Raw genomic sequence first — 11,353 nt, forward strand, 5'->3', positions numbered from 1 at the left:
AACGTCGAGGCCATGCCGGCCGAGGTGCTGCGCGCCGGCATCCGCTGGCAGTGGGAGACCTTCGCCGAGTTCATGGCGGCGGTGGGCGGCGGCGGCGTGGGCCTCAACGCCGGCTTTCTGCTGCCGCTGGCGGCGCTGCGGCATTACGTGATGGGCGAGGAATCCACCGCGCGCGGCGCCAATGCCGCCGAGATCGCGCAGATGGCGTCGCATCTTCGGGATGCCATCGAGGCCGGCGCGCTCGGTTTCAGCACCACGGTGCTGGCGCAGCACATCGGCCACGGCGGCAAGCCGCTGGCGGCGCGCCTGGCCAGCCGGGAGGAACTGAAGGCCCTGTGCCATGTGCTGCGCGATCTCGGCCGCGGCACCATCCAGATCGCCATGGGCGGCGTCGGCGGCGCGCTCACCGCAGAACAACAGGACCTGCTGCGCTTTCTGCTGGAGGAAAGCCAGCGGCCGCTGACCTGGACCTTCCTGCTGGTGCCGGTCGGTAACCCCGAGCGGGCGCTGCAGACACTCGAGGAGACCGACTGGCTGACGCGGATGGGGGCGGTGCCGCAGGTGTCCTGCCGGCCGTTCCTGACGCAGCTGGAGCTCGGCAACCCGTTCATCTTTGCCGACCGCAAGACCTTCGCGCCGCTGTTCAACACCGGCCCCGAGCGCCTGGCCGCCGCCTACCGCGACCGGGCGTTCCGCGACGCGCTGCGGGCGGAGCTCGCGCAGCCGGGCGCCTTCCAGAGCGACTGGACGCGGCTCGAGGTGCAGCAGGTCGAGGACCCTGCGCTCGCGCCGCTGGTGGGCCGCACGGTGGCCGACATCGCCGCCGAGCGCGGCCAGGACGGGCTCGATGTGTTCCTGGACATCGCGCTCGCCGACAATCTGGCGGCGCGTTTTCTTTACACCATCTCCAACATCGACCTCGACGTGGTGGCCAAGCTCATCGACGACCCGCGCACGCTGATCGGCGCGTCGGACGGCGGCGCGCACGTGGATCAGATCTGCGACGTCGGCTACGCCACCTGGCTGCTCGGCACCTGGGTGCGCGAGCGCGGCGCGATGACGCTCGAACGCGCCGTGCAGCGCCTCACCGCCGACCCGGCGCGGGTGTTCGGCATTGCCGGGCGCGGCCGGCTGGCGGTGGGCTACAAGGCGGACATCGCGGTATTCGACCCGGCCACGGTGGGTTCCGATCGCCTGCCGCGGGCGGTGTTCGACCTGCCGGGCGGCGCGCGGCGGCTGGTGTCGGACGCGCGCGGCATCGCCGCCACGCTGGTCAACGGCCGGCTGCTGATGCGGGCCGGCGCGGCCGGCAGCACGCGCGCCGGCACGCAGTTGCAGGCCGCCTGAGCGTGCTGGCGCTTGGCCTGACCGAAACGCTGGCGCTGGCCGCGCTGGCGGTGGCGGCAGGCCAGGGGCTGCGGCGCACGCTGCCGGTGCTGGCGCGCTACGACCTGCCGGCGCCGGTGCTGGGCGGGCTGCTGGTGGCGCTCGCGGTGAGCCTGCTGCGCCGCGACGGGCAGGACGTGGTGCGCTTCGACACCACGGCGCAAACGCCGCTGATGATCGCGTTCTTCACCACCGTGGGTTTCAGCGCCAGCCTGCGCCTGCTGCGCGCGGGCGGCGCGCAGGTGGCGTGGTTTCTCGCCATCGCCGCGCTGGCCGCGCTGGCGCAGAACCTGCTCGGCGCCGGGCTTGCGGCGGCCATGGGCCTGCCGCCGCTGCTCGGCGTGCTGGCGGGTTCGGTCACGCTCACCGGCGGGCCGGCCACCGGCATTGCGTTTGCGCCGCTGTTCGAGCAGGCCGGCGTCGGCGGCGCCACCGTGGTGGCGGTGTCGGCGGCTATGGCCGGCATCGTCATGGGCGGCCTGTTCGGCGGGCCGCTGGCCGGGCGCATCATCGCCCGCCGCGGCTTGCGTCCGGCCGGGCAGGCGGCGCATGCCGCCACGGCCGACGATCCGCCGCCGGTCGACAGCGGCGCCGCGCTGCTGCGGGCGGTGATCCTGATCCTGCTCGCCATGTGGCTGGGCGGCTATCTGTCGCGCGGCTTCGCGGCGCTCGGCGTGACGCTGCCGGCCTACATCGGCGCCATGCTGGCGGCGGCGGTGCTGCGCAATCTCGGCGACCGCCAGCCGCTGCTGCACGTGCCGGTGCAGGCGGTGGAGGACGTGGGTGCGGTGGCGCTGTCGCTGTTCATCGCCATGGCGCTGATGACGCTGAAACTCTGGCAGCTGGCCGCGCTAGCCCTGCCGCTGCTGGCACTGCTGGCCGCCCAGGCGCTGCTGCTGGCGGGGCTGTGCCAGCTGGTGTTCCGGCTCATGGGCGGCGATTTCGACGCCGCCGTGATGGCGGGCGGGTTCTACGGCTTCATGATGGGCACCACGGCCAACGCGGTGGCCAACATGCAGACACTCACCGACCGCTACGGCCCGGCGCCGCGGGCGTTTCTGGTGGTGCCGCTGGTCGGCGCGTTCTTCATCGATTTCGTGAACGCGCTGCTGATCACGGTGTTCCTGAACGTGCTGGGTTGATGGCCGCCGGGGCAGGATACCCCGGCCTGAAGCCAAGGGCGTAAGCCACTGCTTCATCAGCGAAGGTCGAGGGCGTATTCCACGATCAGCGGCGCGTGGTCGGAAAAGCGCTCGTCCTTGTGGATGCGCGCCGAGCGGACGGCGTCGCGCAGCCCGGGCGACACGATCTGGTAGTCGATGCGCCAGCCGACGTTCTTGGCCCAGGCCTGGCCGCGGTTCGACCACCAGGTGTACTGGTCGGCGTCCTGATTGACGACGCGAAACGCGTCCACCCAGCCGAGCTGGTCGAACAGCAGGTCCAGCCAGGCGCGCTCCTCGGGCAAAAAGCCCGAGTTTTTCTGGTTGCCACGCCAGTTCTTGATGTCGATGGTCTTGTGGGCGATGTTGATGTCGCCGCAGATGATCCAGTCGCGCCCGTCGGCCAGCATCTGTTCGAGCCGCGGCGTCAGGCGCGCCATCACGTCGAACTTCACCTGCTGACGCGCCTCGCTGCTCGAGCCCGACGGCAGGTACAGCGACACCACGCTGAGCCGGCCGTAGTCCACCTGCAGCCAGCGGCCCTCGGCGTCGAAATCCGGCCAGCCGAGGCCCTCGACGACGCGGTCCGGCGGGCGCCGGGCGTAGATGGCGACGCCGCTGTAGCCGGGTTTGACGGCGTCGTGAAAAAAGCCCTGGTAGCCCGGCGGCGCCAGCTGGTCCGCACTCAGCTGCGCGCGCTGGGCCTTGGTTTCCTGCAGGCAGACCAGGTCCGCCTGCTCGCGGGCCAGGAAATCGGGCAGGCCTTTCTTCCAGGCCGAGCGGATGCCGTTGGCGTTGAGGGTGATGATTTTCAGGGGCATGGGTCTGCCGGGCGGTGGGCGCGGGGAGCCGCAAAATCGCCGACTATAGCGGCCCTGGCCGTGCGCCTTGCAGGTGGGCGCGCGGCCGCTTGCGTGACGCTGGCCGACCCGTTTTGCCGGCTGCCGACGCAGATTCCGCGCCGCCTCGTGCGCCGGCGGATTGCCGGATGGATTTTCAGATGTTTGTTATTGAAGGATGAATTTCAGATGGAAGGGTATCAGCGCGCGTTCTTCGCGTTCGCCATCGAGTGCGGAGTGCTGAAATTTGGCCAGTTCACCCTAAAGTCCGGCCGAAACAGTCCGTATTTCTTCAATGCGGGGCTGTTCAACACCGGCGAGCGGTTGCGGCGTCTCGGCGGCTTTTACGCCGCCGCGCTGGCCCGCTCGGGCGTCGGCTTCGACATGCTGTTCGGGCCGGCTTACAAGGGCATCCCGCTGGTGGCGGCCACCGCCATTGCGCTGGCGGCCGAGCACGGCCGCGATGCGCCGTTCGCCTTCGACCGCAAAGAGGCCAAGGATCACGGCGAGGGCGGCGTCATCGTCGGTGCGCCGCTGGCCGGGCGCGTGGTGGTGGTGGACGACGTCATCTCGTCCGGGCTGTCGGTGGGTCATTCGGCCGCCCTGATCGCCGGCGCCGGCGCTCGGCTGGCGGCGGTGCTGGTGGCGCTCGACCGGCAGGAGCGCGGCCAGGGCGAACGCTCGGCGGTGGCCGAGGTGCAGGCCCGCCACGGCGTGCCGGTGATCGCCGTGGCGGGCCTCGAACAACTGGTGCAGTTTCTTGAAGAACGATCGCAAACCGAGCAGGCCGCCGCCATCCGGGCCTACCGGGCGCAGTATGGCGCGAGCTGAACGGCGCACCTGGCTGGTGCTACTGGCCGGCCTGGCGCTGGGCGCGCAGGCGGCCGAGGGCGGGCGCCCGGTGTTTCGGTATCGCGACGAGCACGGCGTGCTGCACATCGGCACCGGCCTGCCACCCGGGCAGGCCCAGTTGGGCTACGAGGTGATCGATAGTCACACCTTGCGCTTGTTGCGTGTGGTCGAGCCGGCGCCAAAGGCCGAGCAGGTGGCGCAGCAAGCCGAGCGGCTGCGCCAGCAGCGCGCCGCCGCGGAGGCCGAGCGCGCCGCGCAGGCCGAGCGCCAGAACCGCGACCGCATGCTGCTGCAGACCTACGCCGACGAGTCCGAACTGTTGCGCCTGCGCGACACCAAGCTCGGCAATCTGGACCTGATCCTGCGCAGCACGCAGAACACCATCGGCCATCTGCGCCAGAATCTGGCCCAGATGCAGGCCACCGCCGCCGAGTACCGGCAGGCCGGCCGCCAGCCGCCGGACACGCTGCTGCGGGCGATCGAGCGCACCGCAGCCGATCTGGCCGCCCAGGAGCGGGCCGCCGAGCAGACGCGCGCCGAGCAGGAACGGGTCCGTGCGCAGTTCGCCGCCGATCTGGACCGCTATCGACGCCTCACCGGCAGCGCCGCGAACGCCCGGCCGTGAAGGGATGGCTGAAAGATTCCATCCGTGGAATTTTTCAGCCCTTGGCAAATGTCTTCCCGCCGGGGACCGGCCGGGACGTTCAGGTCTGTCCGGTCATCAGCCGCAGCCACTGCCGGTACTGGCCGTGGGTGAACACCTCGTCATCGATGTCGGTCGTGCTGACCTGCGGGCTGAGGCCCAGCCGGCGAGCGTTGTCGTCGGGACCCTGTATCTGCCGGCCGGCGCCGCGGAAATGGCCCTGCAGATAGGGCTGGGCTGAGGCGTTGAAGCCGCGCTGGCAGGCTTCCATCACCGCCTGGTCGTCCGGCGTGGCCATGCCGGCGGGCCCGAGGAAGTCCTCGAACTGCCGCAGACGCCGTTCGCGCGCGGCCTGGGGTTCGCCTTTGGGCGCCACGCAGTACACCTCGACCAGGGTCTTGTCGACCGCGAGCGGATGCACGATGCGCACCGTGCTCGAGGACTGGTCCATCAGCAGCAGGTTCGGGAAGATGGCGAGGTTGCGCACGGCGTCGATCATCCAGCGCGCCTGGTCGGGACCGAACTGGCGCGTGATGCGCTCGCGCTGGAAGCCGAGCGGGCGTTCGTCGCCGTTGGGCATCAGCGCCCAGTCCATGATGTGGCCGTTCTCGAACTGGTAGCTGCCGCCCGGCAGGCTCGCCATCTGCGTGGGATCGATGGTCTTCAAGGCGCCGGCCTTTTTCTGGCGCTCCAGGATCAGGCCGATGTAGTTGGTATGCACCGGGAAGAAGTGGTAGCCGTCGATGTTCTCGAGCTGCATCTTCCAGTTGGCGTTGCAGGTGTAGCGGATGCCGCCGCGCAGCAGTTCGAGGCCGTCCGGCGACTGGTCGACCATGGCGTCGATGACGCGCGCGGCGCCGCCCAGGTGCTGCTCGATCGGCGCCACCTCGGGCTCGAGGCTGCCGAACACGAAGCCGCGGTACACGCCGACCTTGACCGGCGCCAGGTCGTGCGAGAGCTGGTCGAAATACTCGGGGTAGTTGCCGCGCTCCTTGGCGTCCACGTTCACGCAGCGGCCGGTGCTGTCGAACACCCAGCCGTGGTAGGGGCAGGTCAGGTGGCGCTTGTTGCCGCGCTTGCTGGACGTCAGCTCCGCGCCGCGGTGCGAGCAGCTGTTCAGGAACGCGTGCACCCGGCCGTCGGCGCCGCGCGTGACCAGCACCGGGTTGCGGCCGATGCGCGCGGCGACGAAATCGTGGGCGTTCGGAATCTGGCTCTCGTGCGCCAGGTAAACCCAGGTCGACTCGAAGATGTTGCGCATCTCGAGCTCGAACACCGCCGGGTCGGCGAAGATGCGCCGCGCCACCTCGAAGCGGCCGGGCTGCGGCCCGTCGCGCACGCAGTCGAGCAGTTCGGACAGGGTCAGGCCCTGGGCGTCGGTGATGTGATCCATGGTCCTTCTCCTCGATCAAGGCGCCGGGCCGGTCTGCGCCGGCCTCGGCAGCGGGGCGGTTTCAGCCCAGCGCGGCGATGATGTCGGCCGCCTTGGCCACATCGCAGCGGCCGGCCATGCGCTGGACGGTGATGTCGTGCGCTTCCTGCGTGGCGCACACGCAGCAGTCCTCGGCCAGGATGTTGCTGTAGCCGCGGTCGCAGGCATCCCAGTGCGTGGACTCGACCACCGCGTCGGTGCTGACGCCGGACAGGATGACGTCGGTGATGCCGCGGCTGTCGAGCACCTCCTGCAGGCCGGAACTCACGAAAGCGCTGAAGATGCACTTGTAGACCACGATCTCGCCCGGCAGGGGCTTGACCAGGTCGGCGGGATCGCCGCCCCAGGTGCCGCGCTTGCACACGTTGCCGCCGGAGACCATCTGGAAGAACGCGCCGCGGTGCGGCCAGCGCGGTTGCACGCCGGCTTCGAGGTCGATCAGCACGTGGATCACCGGCACGCCATTGGCGCGGCAGGCGTCCATCAGGCCGCGCAGCTTGTTGAGCATGCCGGTCTGCTGGATCATGCCGGCGAAACCCAACGCCTGTGCCATGGGGGAATCGGGATGCGTGATGTCGTTTTGCACGTCCATGACCAGAAGGGCGGTCTTGGACTTGTCGATGGTCAGCGCCATTGGGTTTCTCCGGGTGGTAGCTGGCTTGGATGCATGAACGAACGGCCGGATTCTAGCAGGCCGTTGAACAAGGCCTTGCTGCCCTTTTTCAACTCGGCTCGTCGCGGCACAGGTCCGCAACGAGCCTCCTCCAATCGAGCGCTTGACGCGCTTGATTGGCGGGCAAGCCGTCCTTGGCTTGCCCTGACAGGCCGCTGAAAATGATTTTTCAACGCCCTGTCAGGTGGCCGCCCCAGCGGCGGCAATCGAAGCCCGCGCCGCTGGAGGCTCGCCGATGAACACACTGGTATGGATCGTGGTGCTGCTGCTGGCCGGCAGCGGGGTGGCTTACCGGCAGCTCGGGCGCACGCCGGCGGTGGCGGTGCTGGGCGGCGTGTTGCTGCTGGCGACCCTGGGCGGCCTCGCGCTGTGGCTGGCGCTGGCGCTGTGGCTGCTGTGGGCGGCGCTGGCGGTGCTGCTGCACGCCGACGACTGGCGCCGGGCCTATGTCACAGGGCCGGTGCTGGCCTTCTACCGCCGCCAGCTGCCGACGCTGTCGGACACCGAGCGCGAGGCCATGCAGGCCGGCAGCGTGTGGTGGGAGCGCGAGCTGTTCTCGGGCCGGCCGGACTGGCAGCGGCTGCAGGATTTCGCCGACCGCCCGCTGCGGGACGACGAGCAGGCGTTCCTGGACGGCCCGGTCGAGCGGCTGTGCGCGCGGCTCGACGACTGGCGCATCACGCACACCGACGCCGACCTGCCGGCGGACGTGTGGCAGACGCTGCGCGACGAAGGCTTTTTCGGCCTGCTGATCCCGCCCGAGTACGGCGGCAAGGGCTTCAGTCACCGCGCGCACTCGGCCGTGGTGATGAAGATCGCCAGCCGCAGCGTGACCGCCGCCATTACCGTGATGGTGCCGAACTCGCTCGGTCCCGGCGAGCTGCTGCGCCACTACGGCACGAAGGCGCAGAAGGATCACTACCTGCCGCGTCTGGCGCGCGGGCAGGACATTCCGTGCTTTGCGCTCACCGGTCCGCGGGCCGGCTCGGACGCGGGCGCGCTGCCGGACGTCGGCGTCGTGTGCCGCGGCCAGCACGACGGGCGCGACGTGCTCGGCGTGCGCCTGAACTTCGACAAGCGCTACATCACGCTGGCGCCGGTGGCGACGCTGATCGGGCTCGCCTTTCGCCTGCGCGACCCGGACCGCCTGCTCGGCGGCGAGGTCGAGCGCGGCATCACCGTGCTGCTGCTGCCCGCGGACACGCCGGGCGTCGAGCGCGGGCGCCGGCACCTGCCGCTCGACGTGCCGTTCCAGAATGGCCCCATCGTCGGGCGCGACGTGTTCGCGCCGCTGGAGTGGATCATCGGCGGCGAGGCCGGCATCGGCCGCGGCTGGCAGATGCTGGTCAGTTGTCTGTCGGAAGGGCGCGGCATTTCGCTGCCGGCGCTGTCGACCGGCGTCGCCAAGGTCGCCGCGCGTCACACCGGGGCGTACGCGCGCGTGCGCGAGCAGTTCGGCCTGCCGATCGGCCGCTTCGAGGGTGTGCAGGAGGCGCTCGCGCGCATCGGCGGGCGCTGCTACCAGATGGACGCCGCGCGGCGCCTGACGCTGTATGGTCTCGACGAAGGCGAGCGCCCGGCGGTGCTGACGGCCATCCTCAAGTACCAGCTCACCGAGCGCGGCCGGCAGGTGGTCAACGACGCCATGGACGTGCAGGCCGGCAGCGGCGTCATGCTCGGGCCGCGCAATTTCATGGGTCGCTATTACCAGATCATGCCGGTGGCGATCACGGTCGAGGGCGCCAACATCCTGACGCGCAACCTCATCGTGTTCGGTCAGGGCGCGGTGCGCGCGCATCCGTATCTGCTGGACGAGATGCAGGCGGCGCAGGAGGACGACGCCGGGCAGGCGCTCGAGCGCTTCGACCGGTTGCTGCTGGCGCATGGCGCCCATGCGCTCGGCAACGCGGCGCGCGGCTTCTGGCTGGGCCTGACGCGTGGCCGCCTCGCGCAGGTGCCGGGCGAGGGCGAGGTCGGCCGCTACCAGCAGCGCGTGGCCTGGCTGAGTGCGGCGTTCGCCTTCACGGCCGACGTGACACTGCTGCTGGTCGGTGGCGATCTGAAGCGCCGCGAGCGCTTGTCGGCGCGTCTGGGTGACGCGCTGTCCGAGCTGTACCTGGCCTGCGCGGCGCTGTGGCGGCACCAGCAGGCCGGCCAGCCGGCGGACGATCTGCCGCTGCTGCGCTGGGCGCTGGATGACAGTCTCGGGCGCGCCGCCGCGGCGCTGGACGATCTGTTCGCCAATTACCCCAAACCCTGGCTCGGGCGCCTGCTGCGCGCGCTGCTGTTGCCGACCGGCCGGCCGCGCGGGCCGGACGACGCGCTGGATCACCAGGTGGCGGAACTGCTGCTCGCTCCCGGCGAGGCGCGCGACCGGCTGACCGACGGCATTTACCTGTCGCGCGATCCGGCCGAGGCCACCGGCCGGCTGGAGCTGGCCATCGAGCAGGCCGACGCCATCGCGCTGGCGCAGCGCGCACTGCGCGGGGCGCTGAAATCCGGCGCGCTCGTCGCCGCCGCCGACGAAGACCTGCTGGCGCAGGCGCAGGCCGCCGGCGTGCTCGATGCCCGGCAGGCCGAGCTGCTGGCCCGCTATGAGGCGCTGGTGGACGAGATCATCGCCGTCGATGCCTTCCCGGCCGACAGCCTTAGGCGCCGCGCATGAAGCCGCCCTCGGCGCACGACGCCATCCCCTGGCAGCAAGCCGGCACGCTGGCGGGGCTGCTGCGCGAGCGCGTGGCGCGCAGCCCGCAGCGCATCGCCTACCGCTACTTTGCCGACGGCGCCTGGCAGACGCTCAACTGGGCCGAGGTCGCCGCCCGCGTCGGGCGCTTTCAGGCGGCGCTGCGCGGCGAGCACCTGCCGCCCGGCGCGCGGGTGGCGGTGATGCTGCCAAACGGCCCGGACTGGGTGTGTTTCGATCTGGCCGCGCTGGCGCTCGGCCTGGTTACCGTGCCCATCTACGCCGCCGACCGCCCAGACAACGCCGCCTACGTGTTGGAGCACTCGGGCGCCGCGCTGTTGTTGGCGCCGTCGGCCGAGCACTGGCAGGCGCTGCTGCCGCACGGCTATCTGGGCGCGTTGCAGCGGGTGGTGCTGGCGCAGGGCGTGGCCGACGACGACCGCGTGCTGGCGCTCGATCGTTGGCTGCCGGCGGCCGGCGAGTTCGGCGTCGAGTGCCACGACGGCGAGGCGCTGGCCAGCATCGTCTACACCTCCGGCACCACCGGCCGGCCCAAGGGCGTGATGCTGCGCCATCGCAACCTGCTGTGGAACGCCGCCGCCGGCGAGCGCATGTCGCCGGTCATGCCGGACGACCTGTTCCTGTCCTTCCTGCCGTTGTCGCACACGCTCGAGCGCACGGTCGGCTACTACCTGCCCATGCTGGCCGGCGCCACGGTCGCCTTCGGACGCGGCATCCAGCAGCTGGCGGACGACCTGCTCATCGTGCGCCCGAGCGTGCTGGTGGCCGTGCCGCGCGTGTTCGAGCGCAGCGCCACCGCCATTCGCGATGCCATCGCTCGACGTCCCCGGCCGCTGCGCTGGCTGTTCGGGCGCACGGTCGAGCTCGGCTGGCGCGCCTTCGAGCACGCGCAGCGTCGCGCGCCGGGCACGCCGCTGCTCGTGCTGCTGCCGCTGCTGCGCCGTTTTCTGGCGCGGCCGGTGCTGGCGCGCCTGGGCGGGCGGCTGCGCGTGGCCATCTGCGGTGGTGCGGCGTTGCCGCCCGAGGTGGCGCGGCTGTTCATCGGTCTGGGTCTGCCGCTGCTGCAGGGCTACGGCCTGACCGAAGCGAGTCCCGTGCTGACCGTCAACACGCTCGACTCGAACCGCCCGGACAGCGTCGGTGTGCCGTTGCCGGACGTGCAGCTGCGGCTTGCCGGCGACGGCGAGCTGCTGGCGCGCAGCCCCGGCGTGATGGCCGGCTACTGGCGCGACGCCGAGGCTACCGCCGCGGTACTGGATGCCGACGGCTGGCTGCATACCGGCGATCTGGCCGAGCAGCGCGACGGCCACTGGTACATCACCGGGCGCCTCAAGGACATCATCGTGCTGGCCAACGGCGAGAAAGTACCGCCGGTCGACATCGAGCACGCGCTGACGCTGGACCCGCTCATCCACCAGGCGCTGCTGGTCGGCGAGGGCCGGCCGTATCTGGCCGCCGTGCTGGTGCTGCATCGAAAACCCTGGACGCAGCTGGCCGGCACGCTCGGCCTCGACCCGGACGATGCGGCCTCGCTGACCGACCAGCGCGCCGAGCGGGCCGTGCTGGCGCGCGCCGAGGCGGCGCTGCACGCCTTTCCGGGCTACGCGCGGTTGCGGCGCGTGCACCTCACGCTGGACGAATGGACCGAAGACAACGGCTTGTTG

Annotated in this window: 9 protein-coding genes; 6 read left to right on the forward strand and 3 right to left on the reverse strand. The window is 71.0% G+C overall.

Annotated features, from left to right (window positions below; genetic code table 11):
- A partial coding sequence (locus PHC73_RS06500) for an amidohydrolase family protein (RefSeq protein WP_300125895.1) occupies positions 1-1,347 on the forward strand: 1,347 nt, incomplete at its 5' end.
- A 2-nt stretch (positions 1,348-1,349) separates the two neighbouring features.
- Complete coding sequence (gltS, locus tag PHC73_RS06505) at positions 1,350-2,528, forward strand: sodium/glutamate symporter (protein ID WP_300125898.1); 1,179 nt, start codon at positions 1,350-1,352, stop codon at positions 2,526-2,528.
- A gap of 56 nt (positions 2,529-2,584) precedes the next feature.
- On the opposite strand, the gene PHC73_RS06510 is transcribed toward gltS, so the two are convergent.
- Positions 2,585-3,361 carry an exodeoxyribonuclease III gene (locus PHC73_RS06510; protein WP_366949819.1) on the reverse strand — a complete coding sequence of 259 codons (777 nt, stop codon included), beginning with the start codon at positions 3,359-3,361 and terminating at the stop codon, positions 2,585-2,587.
- Between the two features lie 213 nt (positions 3,362-3,574).
- Between PHC73_RS06510 and pyrE the strand changes: the two genes are divergently transcribed.
- Together pyrE and PHC73_RS06520 are read left to right on the forward strand one after the other, a co-directional pair.
- Entirely contained in the window at positions 3,575-4,216 is a 642-nt protein-coding gene (pyrE, locus tag PHC73_RS06515) for an orotate phosphoribosyltransferase (protein ID WP_300125903.1), read from the forward strand.
- A complete protein-coding gene (locus tag PHC73_RS06520; protein ID WP_300125906.1) occupies positions 4,203-4,862 on the forward strand; it encodes a hypothetical protein in 660 nt (219 codons plus the stop codon). Before pyrE ends, PHC73_RS06520 begins: the two co-directional genes overlap by 14 nt.
- Positions 4,863-4,941: 79 nt before the next feature.
- On the opposite strand, the gene PHC73_RS06525 is transcribed toward PHC73_RS06520, so the two are convergent.
- Positions 4,942-6,273 (reverse strand): aromatic ring-hydroxylating dioxygenase subunit alpha, encoded by a 1,332-nt coding sequence (locus tag PHC73_RS06525; protein WP_300125908.1) that lies wholly within the window; start codon positions 6,271-6,273, stop codon positions 4,942-4,944.
- Between the two features lie 61 nt (positions 6,274-6,334).
- Positions 6,335-6,946, reverse strand: coding sequence for a cysteine hydrolase family protein (locus PHC73_RS06530; protein ID WP_300125910.1), 612 nt, complete (start codon positions 6,944-6,946; stop codon positions 6,335-6,337).
- A gap of 274 nt (positions 6,947-7,220) precedes the next feature.
- On the opposite strand from PHC73_RS06530, the gene PHC73_RS06535 reads away from it, so the two are divergent.
- Positions 7,221-9,650 (forward strand): acyl-CoA dehydrogenase, encoded by a 2,430-nt coding sequence (locus PHC73_RS06535; RefSeq protein ID WP_300125912.1) that lies wholly within the window; start codon positions 7,221-7,223, stop codon positions 9,648-9,650.
- Positions 9,647-11,353 (forward strand): long-chain fatty acid--CoA ligase (locus tag PHC73_RS06540; protein ID WP_300125915.1); only part of this gene is annotated, 1,707 nt, incomplete at its 3' end. The genes PHC73_RS06535 and PHC73_RS06540, both read left to right, overlap by 4 nt.

This window comes from Immundisolibacter sp., from assembly GCF_028696615.1.
Classification (GTDB): Bacteria; Pseudomonadota; Gammaproteobacteria; order Immundisolibacterales; family Immundisolibacteraceae; genus Immundisolibacter.